The sequence below is a fragment of the Streptomyces sp. NPDC047061 genome (assembly GCF_040643955.1).
In the GTDB taxonomy this organism is placed as follows: domain Bacteria; phylum Actinomycetota; class Actinomycetes; order Streptomycetales; family Streptomycetaceae; genus Streptomyces.
The window spans coordinates 157,674-182,454 of sequence record NZ_JBEYVI010000013.1 but is presented as its reverse complement, the minus strand read 5'-3'; the positions used below and the strand labels follow the sequence as shown (position 1 = coordinate 182,454).

Annotated in this window: 25 protein-coding genes; 17 read left to right on the top strand and 8 right to left on the bottom strand. The window is 73.2% G+C overall.

Going from position 1 to position 24,781, the window contains the following annotated elements; all coding sequences use genetic code 11:
• Nucleotides 1-91: 91 nt before the first annotated feature.
• Both ABZ887_RS20880 and ABZ887_RS20875 read left to right on the top strand, forming a co-directional pair.
• Nucleotides 92-1,105, top strand: coding sequence for an ATP-binding cassette domain-containing protein (locus ABZ887_RS20880; RefSeq protein WP_361291497.1), 1,014 nt, complete (start codon nucleotides 92-94; stop codon nucleotides 1,103-1,105).
• Entirely contained in the window at nucleotides 1,102-1,878 is a 777-nt protein-coding gene (locus ABZ887_RS20875; protein WP_361291495.1) for an ABC transporter permease, read from the top strand. The genes ABZ887_RS20880 and ABZ887_RS20875 overlap by 4 nt, the downstream gene beginning before the upstream one ends.
• A 43-nt stretch (nucleotides 1,879-1,921) precedes the next feature.
• Here the strand turns inward: ABZ887_RS20875 and ABZ887_RS20870 are convergent, their stop codons facing one another.
• Both ABZ887_RS20870 and ABZ887_RS20865 read right to left on the bottom strand, forming a co-directional pair.
• On the bottom strand, nucleotides 1,922-2,767 hold the full coding sequence (locus ABZ887_RS20870; protein WP_361291493.1) for a siderophore-interacting protein: 846 nt from the start codon (nucleotides 2,765-2,767) through the stop codon (nucleotides 1,922-1,924).
• Between the two features lie 113 nt (nucleotides 2,768-2,880).
• Nucleotides 2,881-3,810: a 5'-3' exonuclease gene (locus ABZ887_RS20865; protein ID WP_361291581.1), complete on the bottom strand. Its 930-nt coding sequence runs from the start codon at nucleotides 3,808-3,810 to the stop codon at nucleotides 2,881-2,883.
• A gap of 237 nt (nucleotides 3,811-4,047) precedes the next feature.
• On the opposite strand from ABZ887_RS20865, the gene ABZ887_RS20860 reads away from it, so the two are divergent.
• The 3 genes from ABZ887_RS20860 (at nucleotide 4,048) to ABZ887_RS20850 (ending at nucleotide 6,070) form a co-directional block, all read left to right on the top strand.
• A complete protein-coding gene (locus ABZ887_RS20860; protein ID WP_361291490.1) occupies nucleotides 4,048-4,467 on the top strand; it encodes a hypothetical protein in 420 nt (139 codons plus the stop codon).
• A gap of 185 nt (nucleotides 4,468-4,652) precedes the next feature.
• Nucleotides 4,653-5,225, top strand: coding sequence for an XRE family transcriptional regulator (locus tag ABZ887_RS20855; protein WP_361291487.1), 573 nt, complete (start codon nucleotides 4,653-4,655; stop codon nucleotides 5,223-5,225).
• A gap of 71 nt (nucleotides 5,226-5,296) precedes the next feature.
• Nucleotides 5,297-6,070, top strand: a complete 774-nt coding sequence (locus tag ABZ887_RS20850) for a helical backbone metal receptor (protein WP_361291484.1) — start codon at nucleotides 5,297-5,299, stop codon at nucleotides 6,068-6,070.
• On the opposite strand, the gene ABZ887_RS20845 is transcribed toward ABZ887_RS20850, so the two are convergent.
• Nucleotides 5,982-7,100, bottom strand: a complete 1,119-nt coding sequence (locus ABZ887_RS20845; RefSeq protein WP_361291481.1) for a TDT family transporter — start codon at nucleotides 7,098-7,100, stop codon at nucleotides 5,982-5,984. The genes ABZ887_RS20850 and ABZ887_RS20845 overlap by 89 nt on opposite strands.
• Before the next feature lie 70 nt (nucleotides 7,101-7,170).
• Here ABZ887_RS20845 and ABZ887_RS20840 point away from each other — a divergent pair, with 70 nt between their 5' ends.
• Nucleotides 7,171-8,091: a LysR family transcriptional regulator gene (locus tag ABZ887_RS20840; RefSeq protein WP_361291478.1), complete on the top strand. Its 921-nt coding sequence runs from the start codon at nucleotides 7,171-7,173 to the stop codon at nucleotides 8,089-8,091.
• A 172-nt stretch (nucleotides 8,092-8,263) separates the two neighbouring features.
• Nucleotides 8,264-9,229: an aminoglycoside phosphotransferase family protein gene (locus ABZ887_RS20835; RefSeq protein WP_361291475.1), complete on the top strand. Its 966-nt coding sequence runs from the start codon at nucleotides 8,264-8,266 to the stop codon at nucleotides 9,227-9,229.
• On the opposite strand, the gene ABZ887_RS20830 is transcribed toward ABZ887_RS20835, so the two are convergent.
• A complete protein-coding gene (locus ABZ887_RS20830) occupies nucleotides 9,201-9,899 on the bottom strand; it encodes a gamma-glutamyl-gamma-aminobutyrate hydrolase family protein (RefSeq protein WP_361291472.1) in 699 nt (232 codons plus the stop codon). The genes ABZ887_RS20835 and ABZ887_RS20830 overlap by 29 nt on opposite strands.
• Before the next feature lie 71 nt (nucleotides 9,900-9,970).
• Entirely contained in the window at nucleotides 9,971-10,705 is a 735-nt protein-coding gene (locus ABZ887_RS20825; protein WP_361291469.1) for an FCD domain-containing protein, read from the bottom strand.
• A gap of 99 nt (nucleotides 10,706-10,804) precedes the next feature.
• Between ABZ887_RS20825 and ABZ887_RS20820 the strand changes: the two genes are divergently transcribed.
• Genes ABZ887_RS20820 through ABZ887_RS20805 form a run of 4 tightly spaced genes read left to right on the top strand, consistent with a single transcriptional unit; the run spans nucleotide 10,805 to nucleotide 15,236 of the window.
• Nucleotides 10,805-12,169 carry a glutamine synthetase family protein gene (locus tag ABZ887_RS20820; protein ID WP_361291466.1) on the top strand — a complete coding sequence of 455 codons (1,365 nt, stop codon included), beginning with the start codon at nucleotides 10,805-10,807 and terminating at the stop codon, nucleotides 12,167-12,169.
• Between the two features lie 8 nt (nucleotides 12,170-12,177).
• Nucleotides 12,178-13,563, top strand: coding sequence for an aldehyde dehydrogenase family protein (locus ABZ887_RS20815; RefSeq protein ID WP_361291463.1), 1,386 nt, complete (start codon nucleotides 12,178-12,180; stop codon nucleotides 13,561-13,563).
• Nucleotides 13,564-13,589: 26 nt separating this feature from the next.
• Nucleotides 13,590-14,378, top strand: a complete 789-nt coding sequence (locus ABZ887_RS20810) for a 3-oxoacyl-ACP reductase (RefSeq protein WP_361291579.1) — start codon at nucleotides 13,590-13,592, stop codon at nucleotides 14,376-14,378.
• A 48-nt stretch (nucleotides 14,379-14,426) separates the two neighbouring features.
• Nucleotides 14,427-15,236: a DUF2510 domain-containing protein gene (locus ABZ887_RS20805; protein ID WP_361291577.1), complete on the top strand. Its 810-nt coding sequence runs from the start codon at nucleotides 14,427-14,429 to the stop codon at nucleotides 15,234-15,236.
• 70 nt (nucleotides 15,237-15,306) lie between these two features.
• Here the strand turns inward: ABZ887_RS20805 and ABZ887_RS20800 are convergent, their stop codons facing one another.
• The gene (locus ABZ887_RS20800; RefSeq protein WP_361291460.1) at nucleotides 15,307-16,509 is read right to left on the bottom strand and encodes an amino acid deaminase/aldolase; all 1,203 of its coding nucleotides are present in this window, start codon (nucleotides 16,507-16,509) and stop codon (nucleotides 15,307-15,309) included.
• A gap of 1,961 nt (nucleotides 16,510-18,470) precedes the next feature.
• Between ABZ887_RS20800 and ABZ887_RS20795 the strand changes: the two genes are divergently transcribed.
• Complete coding sequence (locus tag ABZ887_RS20795) at nucleotides 18,471-19,286, top strand: hypothetical protein (RefSeq protein WP_361291457.1); 816 nt, start codon at nucleotides 18,471-18,473, stop codon at nucleotides 19,284-19,286.
• On the top strand, nucleotides 19,283-20,446 hold the full coding sequence (mycP, locus tag ABZ887_RS20790; protein ID WP_361291454.1) for a type VII secretion-associated serine protease mycosin: 1,164 nt from the start codon (nucleotides 19,283-19,285) through the stop codon (nucleotides 20,444-20,446). Before ABZ887_RS20795 ends, mycP begins: the two co-directional genes overlap by 4 nt.
• A 139-nt stretch (nucleotides 20,447-20,585) precedes the next feature.
• Here the strand turns inward: mycP and ABZ887_RS20785 are convergent, their stop codons facing one another.
• Nucleotides 20,586-21,590 (bottom strand): serine hydrolase, encoded by a 1,005-nt coding sequence (locus ABZ887_RS20785; RefSeq protein WP_361291451.1) that lies wholly within the window; start codon nucleotides 21,588-21,590, stop codon nucleotides 20,586-20,588.
• Nucleotides 21,591-21,740: 150 nt separating this feature from the next.
• On the opposite strand from ABZ887_RS20785, the gene ABZ887_RS20780 reads away from it, so the two are divergent.
• On the top strand, nucleotides 21,741-22,475 hold the full coding sequence (locus tag ABZ887_RS20780) for an SseB family protein (protein ID WP_361291448.1): 735 nt from the start codon (nucleotides 21,741-21,743) through the stop codon (nucleotides 22,473-22,475).
• 15 nt (nucleotides 22,476-22,490) lie between these two features.
• Here ABZ887_RS20780 and ABZ887_RS20775 read toward each other — a convergent pair whose 3' ends face one another.
• On the bottom strand, nucleotides 22,491-22,865 hold the full coding sequence (locus ABZ887_RS20775) for a DUF1844 domain-containing protein (protein ID WP_361291445.1): 375 nt from the start codon (nucleotides 22,863-22,865) through the stop codon (nucleotides 22,491-22,493).
• Nucleotides 22,866-23,264: 399 nt separating this feature from the next.
• On the opposite strand from ABZ887_RS20775, the gene infC reads away from it, so the two are divergent.
• The 3 genes from infC to rplT all read left to right on the top strand — a co-directional run bounded on the left by infC (nucleotide 23,265) and on the right by rplT (nucleotide 24,751).
• Complete coding sequence (infC, locus tag ABZ887_RS20770) at nucleotides 23,265-23,939, top strand: translation initiation factor IF-3 (RefSeq protein WP_361291575.1); 675 nt, start codon at nucleotides 23,265-23,267, stop codon at nucleotides 23,937-23,939.
• A gap of 133 nt (nucleotides 23,940-24,072) precedes the next feature.
• Entirely contained in the window at nucleotides 24,073-24,267 is a 195-nt protein-coding gene (gene rpmI / locus ABZ887_RS20765; protein WP_046726698.1) for a 50S ribosomal protein L35, read from the top strand.
• Between the two features lie 100 nt (nucleotides 24,268-24,367).
• Nucleotides 24,368-24,751, top strand: a complete 384-nt coding sequence (gene rplT / locus ABZ887_RS20760; RefSeq protein WP_020938960.1) for a 50S ribosomal protein L20 — start codon at nucleotides 24,368-24,370, stop codon at nucleotides 24,749-24,751.
• Nucleotides 24,752-24,781 lie beyond the last annotated feature (30 nt).

Here is a 24,781-nt window from a genome sequence, read left to right as displayed (position 1 = left end):
TGCGGCACACCCAGGATAGCCCGGTGCTCCTCAAGCGGATCAGCTGTCATCCCCTGTCAACTGTCATCCGCTCATTCAGGAGAGCCCTGTCATGAACACCCGTGCGCCCGCAGTGCAGGCGCGCCAGCTGATCAAGGCCTATCCCGGTGACGTCACCGCGCTGAACGGCATGGACGTCACCGTCGAACCCGGCACCGTCTTCGGGCTCCTCGGGCCCAACGGCGCCGGCAAGTCCACCACCGTCAAGATCCTCACCACCCTCGCGCGCCCCGACTCGGGCAGCGCCACCGTGGCCGGCCACGACGTGCTGCGCCACCCGGACCGGGTGCGCCGCGCGATCGGCGTCGTCGCCCAGAACTCCGGCGCCGACCCCGTCGCCACCGGCCGGGAGAACCTCCGGCTCCAGGGCAGGCTCTACGGCCTGCGCGGGGCCGGGCTGGACCGCAGGGTCGACGAGCTGCTGGACCGGTTCACCCTCACCGAGGCCGCCGGCCGTCCGGTGAAGGGGTACTCCGGCGGTATGCGGCGCCGCCTCGACGTGGCACTCGGCCTGGTCCACCGCCCCGAGGTGCTCTTCCTCGACGAGCCCACCACCGGCCTCGACCCCGAGGCCCGCACCGCGATGTGGGACGAGATCGGGCGGCTGGCCGGCGAGGAGGGCCTGACCATCCTGCTCACCACGCACTACCTGGAGGAGGCCGACCGGCTCGCCGAGCGGGTCGCGATCGTCGACCGCGGCCGGGTCGTGGTCGAGGGCACCCCGGACTCCCTCAAGGGCGAACTGCGCGGCGACGCCGTCCACATCGAGCTGCGCGAAGCACCCGGGGAAGCCGGCCGCACCCTGCTCACCGGCGCCCTGACCGGGCTGCCGGGCGTGCACGAGGTACTGTTCGACGGGCGCCGGATCAGCGCCCGTGCCGACGACGGGGCCGCCGCGATGCCGGCGCTGCTCGCCGCCCTGGAACGGGCCGGGGTGACCGTGACGGCCGCGACCGTCGCCCGGCCCTCCCTCGACGACGTCTACCTGCGCTACGCGGGCCGCCGTTACGCGGAGGCCGACAGCACCGACTCCGACTCCCTCGCCCTGGCCGGAGGTGCCCGATGAGCAACGCGATGTCCCAGACCTGGTACATGACCCAGCGTCAGCTGCTGGTGTTCGCCCGCCAGCCCGCGTTCGCCGTGATCACCCTCATCCAGCCGGTGATCTGGCTGTTCCTCTTCGGCAGCCTCTTCAAGAAGGTCGTCGAGCTGGGCGGCTTCGGCACCACCTCCTACCTCGACTACCTGGTGCCGGGCGTGGTGGTGATGAGCGCCCTCAGCTCCAACATGTGGGCGGGCATGGGCACGTTGGAGGAGATCCAGCGCGGCACCCTCAACCGCTTCCTGACCACACCGGTCAGCAGGGCCGCGCTGATGAACGGCAACGTGGTGAACAACGGCCTGGTCACCGCGGGCCAGTCGCTGATCATCGTGCTGCTCGGCCTGCTGGGCGGCGCCGACTATCCGGGCGGGACCGGCGGCATCGCGGTCCTGGTGGTGGCCGCCGTGCTGCTCGGCACCATCTTCGGCGCGCTGTCCAACGCGCTCGGCATGCTGGTGCGGGAGCGGGAGTCGATCATCGGGATCAACACCTTCCTGCTGCTGCCGCTGACGTTCCTGTCCAGCGCCTTCATGGCGCCGTCCCAGATGCCCGGCTGGATACGGCACATCGCCGACTACAACCCGCTCGACTGGGCGATGGTGGCGGGCCGTTCGGCGATGTCGGCGGACCCCGACTGGGGTGCGGTGCTCGGCCATGGCGGGGCGCTGCTCGCGCTGGCGGTCGCGGCCGTGTGGCTGTCGATCAGGACGTTCCGGTCGTATCAGCGGTCGGTGTGACCTCGGGGCGGCGGCACCTTCTCGTGAGGTGCCGCCGGTCCGTTCAGGCCGCGGCCGCGCCGCCCTCCTGCTCCGCCTCGATCCGGGCGTTCCAGTCGCGCTTGGAGGCCTGCCAGCCGTCCTCGTTGTGACCCAGGCGCCAGTAGCCGGAGATCGACAGACCTTCGCGCGGGATTTGGTGCTCGACGCGCAGCAGCGCCCGCAGCTCCTTCACGAAACTCGCCTCGCCGTGCACGAAGGCGTGCACCCGGCCCTCGGGGAACTCCAGCGCCCGGACGGCCGCTACCAGGGCCTCGCCGACCGGCCGCTCGCCCCGGTGCAGCCAGACGACCTCCACGTCGGAGTCGACCTTCTGCTCCTCCTCGGGGCCGGAGACCTCGACGAAGGCGAACGCCTTCGCCCCGGCCGGCAGGGACTCCAGGGCGCGGGCGATCGCGGGCAGCGCGCTCTCGTCACCGGCGAGCAGGTGCCAGTCGGCGTCCGTGTCCGGGGCGTAGGCGCCGCCGGGACCCATGAAGCGCACGGTCTCACCCGGCTGGACCCGGCAGGCCCACGGCCCGGCCAGGCCCTCGTCGCCGTGGACCACGAAGTCCAGGGTCAGCTCCCGGTGTTCGGCGTTCCAGGAGCGCACGGTGTAGGTCCGGGTCACCGGCCAGTGCTCGCGGGGGAACTCGGCGCGGATCCGCTCCAGGTCGAAGGGCTCCGGATAGGTGACCCCCGCCGGCCCGAAGAGGAGTTTCACGTAATGATCGGTGCAGGTGTCCGCGGCGAAGCCGGCCAGTCCGTCACCGCCGAGAACCACGCGCTGCATGTGGGGGCTCAACCGTTCGGTGCGCACCACCTGAGCGGAATGGGGCTTGCGCGGCTTACGTCCCGGGCGCTCTGCCATGGCGGCCTCCCTGCTCCATTGGTTAGGTTTACCTAAGTTAGCATCTCCGCCCAGTTAACACCTCCTCCATGAGCACTTGATGAGCGTGTTTTGCGCAAACAATTCCTTCGGGATCAGGCTTCCAGCGTCACGAGCAGGCGGTTCAGCGAGCCGCCCAGCCCCCAGCGGGCGGCGAGGGCGTCCAGCCGCGCCGGGTCGCGGGGGGCCTTCGGCAGTGCGGTGTCGACGTCCGGCAGCGGCACGTCACCGGCGACCCTGACCACCTTCGGCGCCACGGCGACATACGGCCGGGCCTCGTCCAGCCGCTTGCGCTGCGACGGCGTGAGCTTCGCCTTCGGGTCGTCGACCGCGGCCATGATCCCGGCCAGGTCGCCGAACTCGGCGAGGAGCTTCGCGGCGGTCTTCTCACCGATGCCCGGCACGCCCGGCAGCCCGTCGCTCGGGTCCCCGCGCAGCAGCGCCAGGTCCGCGTACCCGGGGCCGTCCACCCCGTACTTCTCGCGCAGCCACGCCTCGTCGGTCGTCTGCAGCGTCCCGACACCCTTCAGCGGGTACAGCACCCGCACCCCGCGCGCGTCGTCCACCAGCTGATAGAGGTCGCGGTCCCCGGTGACGATGTCCACCGGGCCGCCGGCCCGCGCCGTGAAGGTGCCGATCACGTCGTCCGCCTCATAGCCCGCCACGCCGACCCGGGCGATGCCGAGCGCGTCCAGCACCTCCTCGATGACCGGCACCTGCGGGGAGAGGGTGTCCGGCACCTCCTCCCGGTCCGGTCCCGTCTCGCGCTCCTCGGCGACCCGGTGCGCCTTGTAGGAGGGGATGAGATCGACCCGCCACTGCGGCCGCCAGTCGGCGTCCATACAGGCCACCAGCAGGTCCGGGCGGTGGTCCTTGACCAGCCGGTCGATGAAGTCCAGCAGCCCGCGCACCGCGTTCACCGGCGTGCCGTCCGGCGCCTTCACGGAGTCCGGGACGCCGAAGTAGGCGCGGAAGTACAGCGAGGCGGTGTCGAGAAGCATCAGTCGTGCGGTCACGCCACGCATCATGCCGTACGGCACTGACGCCGACCGGGTGCCGATCACCTCGACTCGCCTCGGCGGCGCCGGCGGCCGGGTTTCCCCGCCTACGAAAAGGATCCGGCCAACCACGTAGCGCTACGGCGTTGCCCAAGCCTTGCCGCCCCGCAGGCCGGAACGGCCGACCAGGCGTTCGACGCGCCTCGCACCCTGCCCCGCCGCACCGAGGGCACCCCCGACGTCACCCCGGTCCGCGGCGACACCGTGGAACCGGCCGGCGACCACCGCGCCGACCGCGCCACCCACCGTCAACTCCGGCGCACCCCGCGGGGTTTCACGGTCCGGCGGGCCCGTCCGGATCAGCGCCTCGACCAGCCGCTCCGTGCCCGGGGCGATGCCGGGAACATCGGCGACCGCCCGCGCCTCGAACCCGTGGGGTGCCCCCTCGCCCTGATCGAGGGGGCGCGCCCGCGCAACGGCCGGGGAGCCGGTCAGCGCACCCTCGCGCCCCCACCTCCGGTCGGGCCGGGCGGCCGAGCCGGCGCACCCCGGCCGCAGCCGCGCCGTCGCCGGTCCGCAGGCGTCACCGCCGACCGACCGGACGGCCGTCCGGCCCTCCTGGTCAGCGTGTTCATCGCGAAGGACGAGTCCGCCCGGCCTGAAGGAGCCGCACGCGCCCGGTGAGTCCGGCGAGCTCGTGCACTGGCGCGAACTGTGAGGGTGGCGCTCACCGGACGTGACAGGGATGTGACGGCCGCCTGAAACGGTTTGCCGAACATGCGTAGGGTGCAGAGAACCCATCAGGAGGGGCCCGGTCGCAGCGGGGCGCCCGAAGGACGGATCGACGAGCGAAGGAGGGAGCCGGAGCGATGGGCGACCACAAAGACCAGCAGCCCGTGCGGGTGGGCGCGGCAGTCCGGCGGCGCCGCCGTGCGCTGGAGCTCACCCTCGCCGCCGTGGCCGAGCGCAGCGGCCTGTCGGTGCCCTTCCTGAGCCAGATCGAGAACGACAGGGCCCGCCCCAGCCGCACCTCCCTGGAGAAGCTCGCCGACGCCCTGCGCACGACGGCCGTCGAACTCCTCGCCGCCGCCGATCCGGCGTGCAGCGTCGACGTCGTACGGGCCGACGACGCCACCGAGCCGGACTTCGCGCCCAAGGTGCGTTCCCTGGTCCGGGGTCACCACCAGCTGCACGCCTCGGAGTTCACCGGCGACCACGACGCCGGCCGCGAATTCCAGCACCGCAACGACGAGTTGATGTACGTCGCCGACGGCGCCGTGGAGATCGAGGCCGAGGGCCGCGCCCACCGCCTCGGCCGCGGCGACACCCTCTACCTCACCGGCGGAGTCCGCCACCGCTGGCGCGCGACGGTCCCGGACACCCGCGTCATCGTGGTCGCGGTGGCCGAACACATCGAGGCGGTCCAGGACCGCCCCCGCTGACCCCTGAGATGCCCCGAACTGAGACGCCCCGAGCTGGAGCGCCCCGAAAGGGGCGCGGGACTGTATCTGATATGCGGCTGACGCCGCGTGGGCGCGACCAGCCCCCACGCACCTGCACCAGACCTCGGCGCGTAGTCTCCCTTGTCCCCTCCCTCACCGAGGCCATCGCAGAAACGCTCCCCGAAGTCCTCGTCGGCGCCACCAACTGGTGCACCCATCCGGCCGACCTCGACATCCCCCGCGTCGGCGGCACCAAGAACCCCGACCTCGACCGCATCCTCGCCCTCGCCCCCGACCTGGTGATCGCCAACGAGGAGGAGAACCGCGCCCCCGACCTCGACGCCCTGCGCACCGCCGGCCTGGCGGTCCTGGTCACCGAGGTACGCAGCGTCCCGCAGGCCTTCGACGAGCTGGACAGGGTCCTCACCGCGTGCGGCGCGCGCACCCGCCCCCGCTGGCTGGACGAGGCCGAGCGGGCCTGGTCCGCACCAGTACCGGCCGGCCCCCGCACGACGGCGGTCGTACCGGTCTGGCGGCGGCCGTGGATGGTCCTGGGCCGGGACACGTTCGCCGGGGACGTCCTGGCGCGGCTCGGCGTAGCGAACCTCTTCGAGGGCCACCCCGAGCGCTACCCCCGCATCCCGGCCGGGGAACTGCTCGACGCGGCCCCCGACCTGGTCGTCCTCCCGGACGAGCCCTACCGCTTCACCGCCGCCGACGGCCCCGAGGCGTTCCCCGGGCTGCCCTGCGCACTGGTCAGCGGACGGCACCTGACGTGGTACGGACCGTCACTGGCCGAGGCGCCACGGGTGCTGGCCGAGGCCCTGCGAGCAGCTCACCGCTGAGCAGGCCGCGTACGGTCCCGGAGGCGGCCGCGAGCCAGCCGGCGACGAGGACGGCGTACAGACCCACCGCCAGCCAGTGGTACCCGGCGAGCCCGGTGTGCCGACCCAGCGCGGCCGCGCCCGTGACACACGTCCCCACGGGGAAGGTGAAGGCCCACCACGTCATCGCGAACCGCATCCCGTCCCGCCACGCCCGCACCACGTGCGCCGCCGCCAGCGCCAGCCACAGCAGCGCGAACCCCATGACGGGAACGCCGTACAGCACGGCGAGGAGGCCGAAACCGGTGGCGTACGGCGGCGGTACGACGCCGGGGGCGAGGTCCGCGAAGGCGCCCACCGCCGTCGTCGACTGTCCGAGCGGGCCCAGTACCAGGAAGATCGTGGGGGTCAGCGCGAGCGGCAGCGGACCGCCGGTGACCAGCCGGGCGAAGACGAGCGTGAGCATCAGCAGCGTGGTCAGCAGGCTCAGCCCGAAGAGCGCGAAGCAGCCGTAGAGCAGGGCCGCGCGCGGCTGCCCGGGCGGCAGATGCGGGACGAGCTGCGGCCCGAGCGCGGCCGACACCATGGGCGCGACCAGCGGCAGCAGCCACACCGGGGAGGCCTGGCCTGGCTCCACCCGGTGGCGTACGGCCAGCAGGTACGGCACGGCGACGGCGGCCACGAGTCCCACGGCGGTACCGGCGACGAACAGCACGGAATCGAGCGCGACGGCGGCCGGCTCGCCGATCCAGTCCCGCCCGAGGGCGAGGGCACCGCCGCCGACGGCGAGCAGGGCCATGGAGAGGCAACCGTAGAAGGGGGCGACCGCGGGGTCGCGGAGGTGGGCGAGGGCCTGGTCGCGGTGGTAGGCCCAGTGCAGGGCACGGGCGACGAGCAGGACCAGGAGTTGCAGCAGGGACAGTGCCCAGACGCCGACGAAGAGCTCGCGCGGGCCGTCGGCGCCGAGCGCGGCGCCGCCGAGGGCGAGGGCCGCGGTGCCCATGACGGACGCGTACCAGTTGGGGCCGAGATTCCGGACTGCGGTGACCATGAGTCCACGGTTCCGCCACCCTGGCCCCGCGACCAGGGAGTCCCGCTCTATGGGGGCATAAGCTGGTCTTATGAGCGAGACGGAGGAGCGGCCGGGCGGCGGCCCGCTGGCGCACCGGGTGCCGGACCTCGGCGCGCTGGAGCTGTTGCTGGCGGTGGCGCGGCTGGGCAGCCTCGGGGCGGCGGCGCGGGAGGTCGGCATCACCCAGCCGGCGGCCAGCAGCCGGATCCGCTCCATGGAACGGCAGCTGGGCGTGGCCCTGGTCGACCGCTCACCGCGCGGCTCGCGGCTCACGGACGCGGGGGCGCTGGTGACCGACTGGGCGCGGCGGGTGGTGGAGGCGGCGGAGGCCTTCGACGCGGGTGCCCAGGCGCTCCGGGACCGGCGGGACTCGCGACTTCGGGTCGCGGCGAGCATGACCATCGCCGAGTACCTGCTCCCCGGCTGGCTGCTCGCGCTGCGCGCCCAGCGCCCCGACACGGCGGTGTCCCTGCTCGCCGGCAACTCGGCGGCGGTGGCGGAACGGCTGCTCGCTGACGAGGCGGACCTGGGCTTCGTGGAGGGACTGACGGTCCCGCACGGTCTCGACTCGGCGGTGATAGCCCACGACCGCCTGATCGTGGTCGTGGCCCCTGCCCACCCCTGGGCCCGCCGCCGGCGCCCGCTCGCCGCGGAGGAGTTGGCGGCGACCCCGCTGATCCTCCGGGAACGCGGCTCCGGCACCCGGCAGGTCCTCGACGCGGCACTGGGCGGTCTGGCCCGGCCGCTGATCGAACTGTCGTCGACCACGGCGGTGAAGGCGTCGGCGGTCGGCGGCGCGGGGCCTGCGGTCCTCAGCGAACTGGCGGTGGGGGAGGAGCTGGCGATACGACGCCTGGTCAGCATCCCGCTGGAGGGCGTCACCCTCCGCCGCGACCTACGAGCGGTCTGGCCGACAGGCCACCGCCCGACGGGCCCGGCCCGCGAACTGCTTTCCCTGACCCGGGGTTGAACAACCTGTCGCCCACCCACCACCCGACTCGGTCACTTGAAGAGGAGCGGTCTGAGAGCCGGTCCGCGCCCCCACCCATCAGCCCGTCCGGCGTTTGAGGGCGAGGCCGTTCAGGCCGAAGCGGGGCGAAAATCCCTGGCGGGGGACGGCTCGCAGCCTTCACCATCCCCCCATGCCCACCCCCACCCCACCCGCCGAAGGCACCCGCACCCCCTGGGAAGCCCTCCCCACCTCCGTCCGCACCGCCGTCACCGACCTCCTCGGCGGCGCCCCCGTCACCCACGCCGTCACCCAGCCCGGCGGCTTCTCCCCGGGCGTCGCCGCCAGGATCCGCACCGCCGCCCACCGCACCGCCTTCGTCAAGGCGGTCAGCGCCGACGCCAACCCCGACAGCCCCGCCCTGCACCGCGCGGAGGCCCGCAACACCGCCGCGCTCCCCGCCACCGTCCCCGCACCCCGCCTCCTCGGCAGCTACGACGACGGCACCTGGGTGGCCCTCGTCTTCGAGGAGGTGAAGGGCCGTCAGCCGCACGTCCCCTGGCGCCCGGACGAACTCCGCCGCGTCCTGGACGCGGTCGCCACCCTCGGCCGTACCCTCACCCCGTCTCCGCTCGACGCCCCGCCCGCGGCCGAGCGTCTCGCCGACGCCTTCGACGGCTGGCGCAGGCTGGCCGAGAACCCCGGCGCGGCCACCGGACGCCTCGACGACCGGACCGTCTCCCACCTCGCCGAACTGGCCGAACTCGCCGCCCCCTGGCCCGAGTCCGCCGCCGGCGACACCCTCGCCCACGCCGACCTGCGCGCCGACAACATGCTGCTGACGGACGACGGAGGGGTGGTCTTCGTGGACTGGCCGCACGCCGTCCGGGCCGCCCCCTGGTTCGACCTGCTCGTCATGCTGCCCTGCGTCGTGGCCCAGGGCGGCCCGGACCCGGAGGGCATCTTCGCCGCGCATCCGCTCGGCAGGGGCGCCGACCCGGGCGCCGTCACCGCCGTGCTCGCCGCGCTCACCGGCTTCTTCCTGGAGCACTCGGTGCGGCCCGCGCCGCCCGGCCTGCCCACCCTGCGCCCGTTCCAGCGGGCACAGGGCGACGCGGCCCTGGCCTGGCTCAGGTCGCGGCTGCGGACGCGGCGGTGACCAGCGCGCGCATCACCCGCAGGTCCTCGCCCATCTCCGGATGCCACTGCACCCCGAGGACCCAGCCGCGCTCGGCGGGCAGTTCGATCGCCTCGACCGTGCCGTCGGCCGCGTGGGCAGAGACCAGCAGCCCCGCCCCGAGCCGGTCGACCGCCTGGTGGTGGAAGGTCGGGACCGAGGTCTCCTCCGGGACCGTCTCGGCGTACCGCGTCCCGGGGACCGGCTTCACCTCGTGGCGGCCGAAGACGCCGGGCACCTCCGCGTGGCCGTCGATGTGCTGGACGAGGGTGCCGCCGAGGGCGACGTTCAGGAGCTGCATGCCCCGGCAGATGCCGAGCAGCGGTATGCCCGCGGCCAGCGCCGCGTCGGCGAGGGCCAGTTCCCAGGCGTCCCGGGCGCGGGCGGGGCGGCCGGTGCGGGGGTCGGGTTCGGCGCCGTAGCGGACCGGCTCCACGTCCGGGCCGCCCGCGATCACCAGGCCGTCCAGGCGGGCCACCGTCGCCGCCGCGTGCTCCGGGGCGTCCGGCGGCAGCATCGCGGCCAGGCCGCCGGCCCGCTGGACGAGGCGCGGGTAGCCGGCCGGCAGCAGGGCCGCCTCCAGCTCCCACACACCCCAGCGCGCCCCGGCCTCCAGGTATGTGCTCACGCCGATCAGCGGCCGTCCGGACATGGGCCCTCCCCTGTCATAAAGGTGTGCTTCCACACCTTTATCGCACACCTTTGTGACCAGCCGGTCGGGCGTCAGGCCAGGAAGCCCCTCAGTAGCGCCGCCGTCCCCGAGCAGTGCTCCCGCATCATCTCCCGGGCGCCGTCCGCGTCCCCGTCCAGTACCGCCTCCACCAGGGCGATGTGCTGGCGCTGCGAGTGCTCCAGGTTGCGGACCAGGAGCGGGATGCAGTCGAGGAGGTCGTTGACCGTCGCCCGCACCGCCGCGTACTGGGCGGTGAGGGAGGGGGAGCCGCACAGCTCGGCGATCGTCAGGTGGAGCAGGGTGTCCAGGCGGCGGTAGTCCGCGAGCGGTGCCTCGTGGGTGCGGGCCAGCGCCTCGCGCAGGCGGAGCGCCTGCTCGCCGGTCAGGCCGTGCGCCGCGCACAGGCCCGCCGCGCCGACCTCCAGGACCTCCCGGAAGCGCAGCACGTCCTCGATGTCGACCTCGGCGATCCGGCGCCGCAGCTCGTCCTCGCCGCCCGCGTCCGTGCGCGGCAGCACGAACGTGCCCCCGTACCGGCCGCGCCTGGACTCCACCAGGCCCTGGTCCTGGAGCACCTTCAGCACCTCGCGCAGCGTCACCCGGCTGATCCCGAGCCGCTCCGCCAGCTCCCGTTCGGCGGGCAGCCGCTCGCCGCCCGGCACCAGGCCCAGCCGGACGACCTGCAGGATCTGCTCCAGCGCCTCCTCGAAGCCGTTGCCCGCCCGCACCGGCCGCAGCACCGGAGTCAACGGGTCGTCGAGGGCGCCGTCCGCGTCCAACGACATATGGCCGTACCCCCTTCCCAAGCAATGGTTCTCTTCAATACCTTAGAGCTCCCCGACCGGCCCCAGAAGCGCTGCGTGAAAGAAGCCGAAGGAGCTCCCGTGGCAGACCGCACACCCCCGCTGAGCGTCGAGGAGCTGCACACCCTCGTCGCGGGCGGTGAGATCGACACTGTCGTCCTGGCCTTCCCCGACATGCAAGGGCGGTTGCAGGGCAAGCGGTTCGCCGCCCGTTTCTTCCTCGACGAGGTCCTGCGGAACGGCACCGAGGGCTGCAACTACCTCCTCGCCGTCGACACCGAGATGAACACCGTCGACGGCTACGCCATGTCCTCCTGGGACCGCGGCTACGGCGACTTCGCCATGCACCCCGACCTCTCCACCCTCCGCCGCGTGCCCTGGAACGCGGGCACGGCGATGCTGATCGCCGACCTCGCGTGGAACGACGGCTCCCCGGTCGTCGCCGCGCCCCGGCAGATCCTCCGCCGCCAGCTGGAGCGCCTCGCCGAACTCGGCTACACCGCACAGGTCGGTACGGAGCTGGAGTTCATCGTGTTCAAGGACACCTACGAGGCGGCCTGGGACGCGAACTACCGCGGGCTGACCCCGGTCAACCAGTACAACATCGACTACTCGGTGCTGGGGACCGGGCGGATCGAGCCGCTGCTGCGCCGGATCCGCAACGAGATGGCGGGCGCCGGGCTGACCGTCGAGTCCGCCAAGGGCGAGTGCAACCCCGGGCAGCACGAGATCGCCTTCCGCTACGACGAGGCCCTCGTCACCTGCGACCAGCACGCCATCTACAAGACCGGTGCCAAGGAGATCGCCGCCCAGGAGGGCGTCTCCCTCACCTTCATGGCCAAGTACAACGAGCGCGAGGGCAACTCCTGCCACATCCACCTGTCGCTGACGGACGCGGACGGCCGCAACGTCTTCGCCGCCCCCGACGGGCACGGCATGTCGGACGTGATGCGGCACTTCCTCGCGGGGCAGTTGGCGGCTCTCCGTGACTTCTCGCTGCTCTACGCGCCCAACATCAACAGCTACAAGCGGTTCCAGCCGGGCTCCTTCGCCCCCACCGCCGTCGCCTGGGGCCAGGACAACCGCACCTGCGCCCTGCGCGTCGTCGGCCACGGCCGTTCGCTGCGCTTCGAGAACCGGCTGCCCGGCGGCGACGTCAACCCGCACCTCGCCGTCGCCGGCCTGGTCGCGGCCGGCCTCTACGGCATCGAGCAGAAGCTGGAACTGCCCGAGGCCTGCGCCGGCAACGCCTACACCGCCGACTTCGCGCACGTCCCGACCACCCTCCGCGAGGCCGCCGAGCTCTGGGAGAACAGCCCCGTCGCCAAGGCCGCCTTCGGTGACGAGGTCGTCGCGCACTACCGCAACATGGCCCGCGTCGAACTGGAGGCCTTCGACGCCGCGGTGACCGACTGGGAGCTGCGCCGCTCCTTCGAACGCATGTGAGGCACGCCTTGTCGCAACAGCACGAGTACGAACTGGACGTCCTCAACCCAGCCACGGAAGAGGTGATCGCGACCGTCCCGGGGGCCGTGGAGGCGGACGTCGACACCGCGGTACGGCGGGCCGCGCTCGCCCAGGAGCGGTGGGCCGCGCTCGCGCCCGGCGAACGGGCCCGGCTGCTGCGCCGGTTCGCCGTCGTCGTCGACGAACATCGCGAGGAACTGGCGCAGTTGGAGGTCCGGGAGGCCGGGCACACCCTCGGCAACGCCCGCTGGGAGACCGGCAACGTCCGGGACCTGCTCGACTACGCGGCCGGGGGAGTGGAACGGCTCGTCGGCCGTCAGATCCCGGTCCCCGGCGGCCTCGACGTCACCCTCCTCGAACCCCTCGGGGTCGTCGGGATCATCGCCCCCTGGAACTTCCCCCTGCCCATCGCGGCCTGGGGCACCGCCCCCGCCCTCGCCGCCGGCAACGCGGTGATCCTCAAGCCCGCCGAGACGACCCCGCTCACCGCCCTCCGGCTCGCCGAACTCGCCCTGACGGCAGGCCTCCCCGAGCATCTCTTCCAGGTGCTGCCCGGCCGCGGCGACATCGCCGGCGAGGCGCTCGTGAAACACGCGGGCGTCGCCAAGATCGTGTTCACCGGCTCCACCCGGACCGGCAAGCGCATCATGGCGCTCTGCGCCGACCAGGTGAAGCGCGTGACCCTCGAACTCGGCGGCAAGAGCCCCAACCTCGTCTTCGCCGACGCCGACATCGAGGCCGCCGCGGCCGCCGCCCCCATGTCCTTCCTGGACAACTCCGGCCAGGACTGCTGCGCCCGCACCCGCATCCTCGTCCAACGCCCCGTCTACGACCGCTTCCTGGAGCTCCTCGCCCCCGCCATCGAGTCCGTCACCGTCGGCGACCCGGCCGACGAGACGACCGACATGGGCCCGCTGATCTCCAAGGCCCAGCTGGAGCGGGTCCGTTCGTACGTCGACGCCGACGCGCCCGGCATCCGCGGCAAGGCCCCCGAGGGCCCCGGCTTCTGGTTCCCGCCCACCGTCCTCACCGGCGTCGAGCCGCAGGCGCGCGTGGCCGTGGAGGAGGTCTTCGGACCGGTCGCCGTGGTCATCCCGTTCGAGGACGAGGCCGACGCGATCCGGCTCGCCAACGACACCGACTACGGCCTCTCCGGCTCGATCTGGACGCGCGACGTGGGCCGCGCCCTGCGCGTCTCCCAGGCCGTCAAGGCGGGCAACCTCTCCGTCAACTCCCACTCCAGCGTCCGCTACTGGACCCCCTTCGGCGGCTTCAAGCAGTCGGGGATCGGCCGGGAACTCGGCCCGGACGCGCTCACCGCCTTCACCGAAACCAAGAACGTCTTCATCAGCACGGAAGGCCCCGCACAGTGACCGCTGAGACCTCTGAGACCTCCGAGATCCCTGAGACCTCCGACATCGTCTGCCGCCGGCTCGTCGGCCGTACCGCCGTCATCACCGGAGCCGGCAGCGGCATCGGCCTCGCCACCGCGCGGCGGCTGGCCTCCGAGGGCGCCCATGTCGTCTGCGGCGACGTCGACGAGGCCCGCGGCAAGGCCGCCGCCGAGGAGGTCGGCGGGATCTTCGTCAAGGTCGACGTCACCGACGCCGAACAGGTCGAGGCGCTTTTCAGGACCGCCTTCGACACCTACGGCAGCGTCGACATCGCCTTCAACAACGCCGGTATCTCGCCGCCCGACGACGACTCCATCCTGGAGACGGGCCTGGAGGCCTGGAAGCGGGTGCAGGAGGTCAACCTCACCTCCGTCTACCTGTGCTGCAAGGCCGCCATCCCCTACATGCGGCAGCAGGGCAAGGGCTCCATCATCAACACGGCGTCCTTCGTGGCCCGGATGGGCGCGGCCACCTCGCAGATCTCCTACACCGCGTCCAAGGGCGGCGTTCTGGCCATGTCCCGTGAACTGGGCGTGCAGTTCGCCCGGGAGGGCATCCGCGTCAACGCCCTCTGCCCGGGACCGGTCAACACCCCGCTCCTGCAGGAGCTGTTCGCCAAGGACCCGGAGCGGGCCGCCCGCCGCCTGGTGCACATCCCGCTCGGCCGGTTCGCCGAGGCCGAGGAGATCGCCGCCGCCGTCGCCTTCCTGGCCAGCGACGACTCCTCCTTCGTCAACGCCAGCGACTTCCTGGTGGACGGCGGGATCTCTGGGGCGTACGTCACGCCCCTCTAGGAGTCCGTGTACGGACCCCGGCCCCCGTCCTACAGTGCGGGAGTGAGCATGACGCCGCCGCCCGGCTGGTACGCCGACCCCGAGGCCCCGCACCTGGAGTGCTGGTGGGACGGACGGGCCTGGACCGAGCACCGGCGCACCCCGTCCGGCCTCCCCGCGCCGCCCACCCCGGCGGCCGGGGCGTCCGGACGGGCCAGGGCGGTCGCGCTGATATCCGCCGCGGCCGTGCTGGCGACGGCGATCGTCTCCGGCGCGACCGTGCTCCGCACCGACGAGGCGAACGGCCGCGCCGACACGACGGTCCGCGCCGCCCCCAGCGCGGCGGTGCCCCCGTCCCTCGTGGTCGACCAGCTCAACGGCATCACCCTGCCGGTGCCGGCCGGCTGGACCGGCTCCTCGTACCTCGCCCAGGACGACGTCGTGATGACCACCGACGGCACCTACGCCTGCCCCGCCGACACCGGCCGGTGCCGCCACGGCCAGGTCATCAGCCGTACCGCGGGCAGCGCCGACGGCGCCTCGCCGCGCACCGTCGCCGAACGCGACGTGCCCGACGCGGCCGAGGCGGCGTACGGCCATGATCCCGGCGGCCGACGGCCGTACGGGGGCATCCGGTCCCACCAGGTGGTCAAGGCGGGGCGGGTCGCGGTGGCGGGCCGCGACGGCTACCTGGTGCGCTGGCGGGTCCGCACGGCCGACGGACCGGGCGGCTACGTCCAGTCCCTGGCCTTCCCCTCCGACAGCGGCATCCCGGCCCCGGTCGTCGTCCGGTTCGTCTTCGACGCGGGCCCGGACGGGCCGCCGCTGTCCGACATGGACGCGATCACCAAGGGCATCCGCCCGGCGGACCGGCCCTAGACGTCCGGCGGACCGGCCTCGGACATCCGGCGGACCGGCCCTGGACGTCTGGCGCACGGGCCCTGGACGCCTACAGGAACGTGTGGCCCTCGCCCCGGTACGTCGGTACGGTCGCCGTCACCCGGTCGCCCTCGACCAGCTGCAGCTCGGCGAACCGCTCGCACAGCTCGCCCGCCTTGGCGTGCCGGAACCACACCTTGTCGCCGATCAGCAGGTCGTCCGCGACGGAGCCGAGCAGCGGGGTCTGCACCTCGCCGGGGCCCTCCTGCGCGTCGTACGACAGGCCCTCCGGCAGGTACGGCACCGGCAGCCGGTCGGGGCCCGCGGCGCCCGAGGCCGGGTAGCCGCCGCCGAGGACGGTCACGACCCCGACACCGGGCCGCCGCACGACGGGCATGGCGAACAGCGCGGCCGGACGGCCGGTGAACGACGTGTAGTTGTCGAAGAGGCGCGGTACGTACAGGCCCGAACCGGCCGCTATCTCGGTGACCGCGTCCTCCGCGGCCGTGGTCTGCACACTGCCCGTGCCGCCGCCGTTGACGAACTCCAGGTCCGGCGCCACCGCCCGGACCGCCCGCACCACCGCGGCGCGCCGCTCGGACAGCTCACGGCGGGCGGTGGCCTGCATCAGCCGCACCGCGCGGGAACGCAGCGGCCGGCCGGCGATGTCGTCCCCGACCCCGGCGATGTGCCCCTCGTACCCCATGATCCCGACCAGCTTGAAGCCCGGCCGCCGGGCCACGGTCCGCGCCAGGTCGGCGAGCTGGGCGGGGGAGTACAGCGGCGAGCGCCGGGCCCCGACCCGCACCCGGCCCCCGAGCAGCTTCAGCGAGGTGTCCAACTCCAGGCAGACCCGGACCACTTCGGTCCCGCCGTCCCGGGCGGCGTCGATCAGGTCGAGATGCGCCGGGTCGTCGATCATCACGGTCACGGCCGCGGCGAGCTTGGGATCGGCGGCCAGCTCCGCGAAGGCGCTCCGGTCGGCGGACGGATAGGCCAGCAGGATGTCGTCGAAGCCCGAACGCGCGAGCCACAGCGACTCCGCGAGCGTGAAGGACATGATCCCGGCGAAGCCGTCCTTCGCGAGGACGCGTTCCAGCAGGTGGCGGCAGCGGACGGACTTGCTGGCGACCCGGATCGGCTTGCCGCCGGCCCGGCGCACGAGATCGTCCGCGTTGGCGTCGAAGGCCTCCAGATCCACGATCGCGAGGGGGGCGTCCAGATGGGCGGTGGCCCGTTCGTAACGGGCCCGGTCGGCGGCGCGCGCAGTCATGAACGAAGCCTGCCAGACAGGATTACCGCAGGGTAGGGGGACGATCCGGGCAGATGCCCCGGGCCCGCCGACTGGTTCCCGTTTGCCGTCGCACAACCCGTAGAGTGACGCGAACGTACGGCGGACCGACCCCGGGCGCCTGACCCGCGCCGGGATGCGGGACCGCACGTGCGGGTATGCGTGCCCGGGGCGGACGTCTCCGCGCCGGGGAGCACGACGGCCCGTACGAGGAGTTGGCCCGGGCACGAGGAAACGGGGGGCGCATGAGCAGTGAAGCGCGGCACGCCCCGATCCCGCGACGCCCTTCGTCCGACCCCGCCCCGACGGATTCCCCGGGGGAGCCCGCGCCGACGGCCGACGGAACCCGGCCGGGGACCGGCCGGACCGGCCGAGGCGATGCCCCGTACCCGGACACATCGGCCGGTCCGGCCGATGTGTCCGGCCGCGTGGAGCGGCCGGGGTTCTTCGACCGGCCGAACCGGCTGAACCGGTCGCAGCGGCCGGACGTATCCACCGGTGGGGCCAGGAGCACCGGGCAGGAGCAGCTGCCGGGACGGCCCGGCGGGCAGCAGAGTCGTGATGACCGGACGAGTCGGGGCGGTGCGGTGGGGCAGGGCGAACAGGATGCGGGGGACAGGGCCGCAGGCCGCTCGACGTCCGCCGAGCGCATCGTCCGGCCCCGCTATCCCCACTTCCGTCCGCCGCAGGGCGCGACCACCGCGTCTCCGCCGCCGCCACCGGCCTCGGCCCGTTTCCCGGACCTGCCCCCGGTGCCTTCCGACCGGGAGTCCGGCCGGCCAGTGCCGCCCGCGTCCACCGGGCGGGAGACCGGGCGCACGGCGCCGTTCCGGCTGTCGTACGGTCCGGGCCCCTCGCCACGGCGCACGCAGCCCGGCTCGGAACCGACCACCTCACTACGCCCCCTCCGCGCGGCGGAGGAGACGGAGCCGTCGGCGGACGAGCGGCGTGGCACCGCGGGATCGCCGACCACTCCGACCGCTCCGTCGGGCGACCCGGCCGGGGGCACGTCGGGCGCGACCGGGCCCAGACGGTTCGAACGGCCTCGCGGTGACTTCCCGGCCACCGGCCTCGGCACACCCGACTCGGGCAGCGCGTGGAGCCCGCACATGCGGACGTTCCCGGTGCCGACGGCCCCGCCGCGCCCCACGACGCCCCCGAAGGTCACCCCACCGCCGCCCCGCCCGCCCCGGCCCCCGGTGTCCGGCACGCCGCCGCGTCCGTCCGAGGCCCCGGTGTCCGGCACGCCGCCGCGTCCTTCCGGCCCTCCGGTGACGGGTGCACCGCCGCGTCCCGCGGACCCTTCGGCGGCGGGTGCCGCGCAGCGTCCGACGGAGCCCGCGGCGACCGGCGATCCCTCGCGTCCGGCGGGCCCCCCGGCATCCGGCACACCGCGCCGTCCGGCCGCCGGTCCTCCGGCGTCCGGTGCCGCGCCGCGCTCGGCGGAGCCCGCGGCGACCGGGATGCCCTCGCGTCCGGTGAGCGCCCCGCCGCCCGTTGCTCCGCCGCGTCCGACGGCGCCTCCGGTGCCGTCCGGCAAGACCCCCGGGGCCGACGCTCCGCACCGGCCCGGTGCTCAGGCGCCCTCCGGTCCGCCGCGTCCGACGGGGCTTGCGGACAGCGAGGTCCCGCTGCGTTCCGCGGCTTCGGCGGCGGCCGGTACGGCGTTCCCCGACGTCGACGGTCCCGAGCGCTCGGCGGCGGAAGCGCCGCCGCGGCCCCCGGCCGCCCCGGCACAGCCGACGGCACCGACACCCGCACCCGCATCGGCTGCTCCGGTCCGTCCGGACTCGGGCGCCGTACCGCGTCCCGCCCCGGCAGCTACTCCTCCCTACCCTTCCTACCGCGACGCCGCCCCGCCGGCGCACACCTTCGGCCCCGCCCCGGACCCCTCGATGTCCTGGAGCGCCTCCGCGGGAACTCCCGGCCGGGAGCGGCCCGTTGTGACGTTCGGTGAGCCCGAGGGGTACGACGAGCGTGGGCGGGGGCTGTCGTTGGTCGGTCGCGTGGCGCCTCGTACCGCCGCTGCCGCCGCCTGCATGGTGCTCGGCCTCGGACTCATCGGCGGCGCGGTCACCGGGGGCTGGATCGTCGACGACGGCGGTGACACGGCCGCGGCGACCAGCTTCAGCACCGCCTCCGGCCTGTGGCACAACGTGCCGGTCGACGAACTGTTCCCGCCCACCGTGCAGGGCACCGGCGCCGGCCCCGGCGGCGCGGACCGCACCTGGACGCGGATCGCCGTCGCCCCGGCCGACGGCTGCGCCGACGCCTTCGACCCGCTGCTGCGCAAGGTGCTCGCCCCCGTCGGCTGCCAGCGCCTGATCCGCGCCACCTACACCGACGCCACCCAGAGCTATGTGACGACCGTCGGCCTGCTGTTCACGAAGGCCGACCCGGCCGGGATGACCGCCCTCGCCAAGCGGTTCACCGACGAACGGCTGGACCGCCGCACCGACCTGCTGCCCCGCCCGTACGCGGCGAAGAACACCGCCGCCGAGCGGTTCGGGCCGCACCAGCGCGCCTCCTGGACGATCTCCGTGCTCGCCGACGCCCCGGTCGTCGCCTACGCCGTCTCCGGCTGGGCCGACGGCCGGACCGTCGACGCCCCGCAGCCCGCCGCCGACGCCGAGACCTCCGGTGCCACCACGGCCGCGGCCCAGGCCGGCCTCGGCAACGAGGCGCAGGGCCTGGCCGACCGCATCGAACGGCGACTGCGTCAGAACATCGTCGGCCCGGCAACGGAGAAGCCCTCATGAAGCGCCGCGCCACCGGGGCCGCGGTGAGCCTGCTGCTCGCCGGTTCGCTCGCCCTGCTGCCGTCCACCACCGCGTACGCGGACAGCATCCGCGCCCAGCAGTGGGGCCTGTCCGCCCTGCACCTGGACGAGGCCTGGCAGACCACCAAGGGCAAGGGCATCACCGTCGCCGTCCTGGACACCGGCGTCGAGGCCGACCACCCGGACCTCGCCGGCAACGTCCTGACCGCCAAGGACATGATCGGGTTCGGCGCCGGTCCGGGCGACCGGGACTGGGCCCGGCACGGCACCGCCATGGCCGGCATCATCGCCGGTCACGGCCATGGCGTCGGCAACGGCGACGGCGTGATGGGGGTCGCGCCCGAGGCGAAGATCCTCCCCGTCCGGGTCATCCTCGAAGACGGCGACAGCGCCCGCGGCAAGGCCCGCTCCACCCGGGGCAACGCCCTCGCCGAGGGCATCCGGTGGGCCGCCGACCACGGCGCCGACGTCATCAACCTCTCCCTCGGCGACGACTCCGACTCCGCGCACCCCGAGCCCAGCGAGGACGAGGCGATCCAGTACGCCCTGAAGAAGGACGTCGTGGTCGTCGCCTCGGCGGGCAACGGCGGCGACAAGGGCGACCACATCTCCTACCCGGCGGCCTACCCGGGCGTCATCGCCGCCACCGCGGTGGACAAGTTCGGCACCCGCGCCGACTTCTCCACCCGCCGCTGGTACGCCACGGTCAGCGCACCCGGCGTCGACATCGTCATCGCCGACCCGGACCACAAGTACTACGAGGGCTGGGGGACCAGCGCCGCCTCCGCCTTCGTCTCCGGCGCCGTGGCCCTGGTCAAGGCGGCCCACCCCGGCCTCACTCCGGCCCAGATCAAGAAACTCCTGGAGGACACCGCCCGCGACGCCCCGGCCGGCGGCCGCGACGACTCCCGGGGCTTCGGCATGATCGACCCGGCGGCGGCGATCAAGTCCGCGGCCCGGCTGAAGACGCAGAACCTGACGTCCGCCTCGTACAGCAAGAAGTACTTCGGCTCCGGCCCGGACCCGGAGGAGAAGACGACCAGCGCGACGGACTGGGCCGCTCCGCTGGCCGGCGGCACGGGCGGGGTGCTGGTGGTGGCGGCGGTGGTCATGTGGCGAGGCCGCCGTAGATCCGTCTGAAGAGCCCTGGCTCTTGTAGCGCCCGGAGATGCAGCGCCCCGAAAGGGGCGCGGGGCTGTATCGACATGCGGCTCCGCCGCGTGGGCGCGACCAGCCCCCACCGGCCCGCACCTGCCCGCGAACCGTCGAACCCTCCCCGTTACTGCGAAGCCGAAGCCGAAGCCGAAGCAGACGAGTCAGCGTTCGTGAACGACCCCACCGCCGCCTTCGCAGCCGCCTCCACCAAGGAGATCCCCCTCGCCTGGCTCACGGTCCCCTTCGACAGCACGGCGACCAGGTAGTCCGTCCCGTCCACCGTCACCCGCCCGATGCTGTTGACGTCCCACAGGCCCGTCGTGCTCCGCGCCAGCCACCCGTTCTTCAGCTCGAACGCCGAACCGTCGGCGGCGGCCGAGACGCCCCACCGCTGGTCCGACTCGACCGTCTTCATCAGCCCCTGGATGTACTCCCGCGAGGCATTGCTCAGCTTCGAGTCGTCTCCGAACACCTGCTGGAGCAGCGTGAGTTGATCGGCGGCGGTGGTCTGTGTGAGCCCCCACAGCGCCCCGTCGCCGCCTTCGGTCGACGTCAGCCCGAACCGCTTGTTCGCGGCGTCCAGCCCCGTCGCCTTGCCGATGACGTCCCACAGCTGGGACGCCGACGTGTTGTCGCTGTTCTCGATCATCTTCGTGGCGTACGCCTTCTCCGTCGCCGTCAGATGCCGGCCGGCGTCCTGCGCCTGCAGCAGCAGCGTCGCGAGGATGTCGACCTTGACGATGCTCGCGGTGTCGAAGGCCGAGTCGCCGTAGGCCGCGCTGTCGCCGGAGTCGAGGTCGAGGACCGCCGCGGAGACCTTCGCCCCGGACGGCACGGTCACCTTCCCCATCGCCGAACGCAGCAGCGCGTCCCGGTCCACCGCCGGCTCCGTCACGGGTTCCACCGATGCCTCCCCACTCGCCGAAGCCGAGGCCGAGGAGGACGGCGCCGGCGACGTCGCCGAGGATACGGCGTTGCCGCGCGCGTGCGCCTTCACGTACACGGTCCCGGCCGCGGTGACGCCGACGACGGCGACCGTGGCGAGGGAGACGTAGAGAAGGGCCCGGCGCCGGGGTCGGGCGCGGCGGCGGGCCCGACGGGATCCTGAGGTGGCTCTGGGGGACTCCATGCCCGCGATGCTGGGGGCGGGGACTGTGTGAGCCGTTTGCTGGAAGTTAGAACCAGGTCAGGGAAATCTGAGATTCCCGTGAAACCCGTGTCGAGGCGGTTTCGGGGGCCGCACAACCGCAGCAGCATCCCACCGATAGGGTCGGGGACCGTGGCGAACAAGAACATTCCCGACTCCGGCTACTCCGACGACGACGGCTCCGCCGACTCCCGGCTGGCCGCCGCGCTGGCCGCCTGGGCCGGGGACCGCAGCGCCGTCGGACCGGTCCTGGAGGCGCTGAAGGGCGCCCGGCTGCTGGTCCCGGTGGTCGCCGTGCTCGGCGAGGCCGAGGAGGACGAGAACGGGCTGCGCCGCGAGAAGACCAGCGACATGGCCGTCCCCACCCTGAAGGCGGGCCACCGCACCGCGCTGCCGGCCTTCACCTCCACCGAGTCGCTGGCCCGCTGGGACCCGGCGGCCCGGCCCGTCGCCGTACCCCTGCACCAGGCGCTCCAGGCCGCCGCGCACGAGAACGCCGACACGGTGGTGCTGGACCTGTCGGGGCCGGTGCCGTTCGAACTGACCGGCTCCGCGCTGCTCGCCCTCGCGGAGGGACGTACGACCACCGATCCGCTCACCGACCCGGCCGTGGTCGGCGCCGTCCGGGCCGCGGTGGCCGCCGAACCGGCCGTGCTCCGCGCCCACCTCGGGCCCGGGTCGGCCGACGGCACGCTGGCGCTGGTCCTCGACCCCGCCGCCGCACCGCCCGCCGAGGCCGCCCGGGCCGTCGCCGAGCGGCTCGCCGCCGACGGGACACTGAGGGCCCGCCTGGTGCACGGCCTCGACCTGGCACTGCTGCCGGCCGGGACCACGCCTCCGGGCGAGCCCTTGTACGTCAGGGACTGAACGCCAAACCGGCCACTAGCCGTAGACCGGGCCGGTGTACTTCTCGCCGGGGCCCTGGCCGGGCTCGTCGGGGACGATCGAGGCCTCGCGGAAGGCCAGCTGCAGCGACTTCAGGCCGTCCCGCAGCGGGGCCGCGTGGAAGGAGCTGATCTCGGTCGCGGACGCGTCGAGCAGCCCGGCGAGGGCGGTGACCAGCTTGCGGGCCTCGTCCAGGTCCTTGTACTTGTCGCCCTCCTCGGTCAGACCGAGCTTCACGGCCGCGGCGCTCATCAGGTTGACGGCGACCGTCACGATCACCTCGACCGCGGGGACCTCGGCGATGTCGCGGGTCATCTCGTCGAAGTCGGGCTGCTCGGCGTCACCGGGGCCGGGAAGGGGCGTCTCACTCATGCCCCACACGATAGGCGCAGGGGGAACGGGGCTCTTACTTAGCCCCAGGTCGTCTCAATTAGCCCTGTCTCGGCTTTGCTGCTAGCCTTGTGTGACGACCGGCCGGACAGGTATGCCTCACCGCTAGCTGAACCGGCCCACAAGTGGAGGCTCCGAACTCCCACCCGACCGCCCTCTCGGCGGCGGGTCACCGGTCAGACGGTCGCTTCGCTGCTATGGCGACGGCGTTCCGTCCGATAGTGCGCCCCGCGATCCCCGCGGCGGTGCTCCGGTAGTTCGAGGAGCCCCGCCTGTGATCGTCCGGGGCATTTTTTCTGCTTCGGTGCGGTTAGGTCTTACGGAAACAGACGTTACGCGGTTGCCCGCCAGGCCGCCGCGTGGTGCTACCGAGGAGGATCCATCAGCACCGAGCCCCGCATCAACGACCGGATTCGCGTACCCGAGGTGCGACTTGTCGGTCCCAGCGGCGAGCAGGTCGGGATTGTTCCGCTTGCCAAGGCGCTGGAGCTTGCGCAGGAGTACGACCTCGACCTGGTCGAGGTGGCGGCGAGTGCGCGTCCGCCGGTCTGCAAGCTCATGGACTACGGGAAGTTCAAGTACGAGTCGGCCATGAAGGCCCGTGAGGCGCGCAAGAACCAGGCGCACACGGTCATCAAGGAAATGAAGCTCCGGCCGAAGATCGACCCGCACGACTATGACACCAAGAAGGGTCACGTCGTCCGGTTCCTCAAGCAGGGCGACAAGGTCAAGATCACGATCATGTTCCGTGGTCGCGAGCAGTCCCGGCCCGAACTGGGCTACCGACTGCTGCAGCGGCTCGCGGAGGACGTCCAGGACCTCGGTTTCGTGGAGTCGAACCCGAAGCAGGACGGCCGGAACATGATCATGGTGCTCGGTCCGCACAAGAAGAAGACCGAGGCCATGGCCGAGGCCCGGCAGGCGCAGGAAGCCCGCAAGGCGGATGCGAAGGCCAATCCCGGCCGCTCGCAGAACGCCGCGGAACTCGACGCCGCCGAGGTCGACGCTGCCGAGGTCGAGGCCGAGGCGCCTGCCGAGGAGCACGCCGAGGCGTGATCCCGGGGGTGACGCCCCAGGTCAGCACCAGGGGCGCGAGCCCCAGGTTGTAACCGATACAAGAGCGACGTTCCACCGTGCCCGGTTTCACGACCGGGCACCGGAGCGCCACCGACGAGGAGATAACGGCGCTATGCCGAAGAACAAGACGCACAGCGGTGCCAGCAAGCGCTTCAAGGTCACCGGTTCCGGCAAGGTCCTGCGTGAGCGCGCCGGCAAGCGCCACCTGCTCGAGCACAAGTCGTCCCGTGTGACGCGCCGCCTCACCGGCAACGCCGAGATGGCCCCGGGTGACACCGCGAAGATCAAGAAGCTTCTCGGCAAGTGACACGCGGGCGCCCGCACGGCGCCCTGAGTCAGCACAACCGGGACCCAGTCGTTTCCGGGCCGCGTGAGTCCAACCGCGGCCCCGCTACAAGGAGTAAAAAGTGGCACGCGTCAAGCGGGCAGTCAACGCCCACAAGAAGCGCCGGGCGATCCTCGAGGCGGCCTCCGGCTACCGCGGTCAGCGCTCGCGCCTGTACCGCAAGGCCAAGGAGCAGGTCACCCACTCGCTGGTCTACAACTACAACGACCGCAAGAAGCGCAAGGGCGACTTCCGTCAGCTGTGGATCCAGCGCATCAACGCCGCTGCCCGCGCCAACGGCATCACCTACAACCGCTTCATCCAGGGCCTGAAGGCCGCGAACGTCGAGGTCGACCGCAAGATCCTCGCGGAGCTGGCCGTCAACGACGCCAACGCCTTCGCCGCGCTCGTCGAGGTGGCCCAGAAGGCGCTGCCGTCGGACGTGAACGCCCCCAAGGCGGCGTGACGCTGCGCTGGCTTCGGCCGACGTGACGTG

Coding starts and splice junctions, on each gene's coding strand:
- ABZ887_RS20800 (WP_361291460.1), bottom strand. CDS start 16,509: ATGACTGCGCGCGCCGCCGACCGGGCCCGTTACGAACGGGCCACCGCC.
- ABZ887_RS20825 (WP_361291469.1), bottom strand. CDS start 10,705: ATGTCGTTGGACGCGGACGGCGCCCTCGACGACCCGTTGACTCCGGTG.
- mycP (WP_361291454.1), top strand. CDS start 19,283: ATGAAGCGCCGCGCCACCGGGGCCGCGGTGAGCCTGCTGCTCGCCGGT.
- ABZ887_RS20835 (WP_361291475.1), top strand. CDS start 8,264: ATGCCCACCCCCACCCCACCCGCCGAAGGCACCCGCACCCCCTGGGAA.
- ABZ887_RS20865 (WP_361291581.1), bottom strand. CDS start 3,810: ATGCGTGGCGTGACCGCACGACTGATGCTTCTCGACACCGCCTCGCTG.
- ABZ887_RS20805 (WP_361291577.1), top strand. CDS start 14,427: ATGACGCCGCCGCCCGGCTGGTACGCCGACCCCGAGGCCCCGCACCTG.
- ABZ887_RS20840 (WP_361291478.1), top strand. CDS start 7,171: ATGAGCGAGACGGAGGAGCGGCCGGGCGGCGGCCCGCTGGCGCACCGG.
- ABZ887_RS20870 (WP_361291493.1), bottom strand. CDS start 2,767: ATGGCAGAGCGCCCGGGACGTAAGCCGCGCAAGCCCCATTCCGCTCAG.
- ABZ887_RS20785 (WP_361291451.1), bottom strand. CDS start 21,590: ATGGAGTCCCCCAGAGCCACCTCAGGATCCCGTCGGGCCCGCCGCCGC.
- ABZ887_RS20850 (WP_361291484.1), top strand. CDS start 5,297: ATGCGGCTGACGCCGCGTGGGCGCGACCAGCCCCCACGCACCTGCACC.
- ABZ887_RS20775 (WP_361291445.1), bottom strand. CDS start 22,865: ATGAGTGAGACGCCCCTTCCCGGCCCCGGTGACGCCGAGCAGCCCGAC.
- rpmI (WP_046726698.1), top strand. CDS start 24,073: ATGCCGAAGAACAAGACGCACAGCGGTGCCAGCAAGCGCTTCAAGGTC.
- ABZ887_RS20830 (WP_361291472.1), bottom strand. CDS start 9,899: ATGTCCGGACGGCCGCTGATCGGCGTGAGCACATACCTGGAGGCCGGG.
- ABZ887_RS20880 (WP_361291497.1), top strand. CDS start 92: ATGAACACCCGTGCGCCCGCAGTGCAGGCGCGCCAGCTGATCAAGGCC.
- ABZ887_RS20845 (WP_361291481.1), bottom strand. CDS start 7,100: ATGGTCACCGCAGTCCGGAATCTCGGCCCCAACTGGTACGCGTCCGTC.
- ABZ887_RS20875 (WP_361291495.1), top strand. CDS start 1,102: ATGAGCAACGCGATGTCCCAGACCTGGTACATGACCCAGCGTCAGCTG.
- ABZ887_RS20855 (WP_361291487.1), top strand. CDS start 4,653: ATGGGCGACCACAAAGACCAGCAGCCCGTGCGGGTGGGCGCGGCAGTC.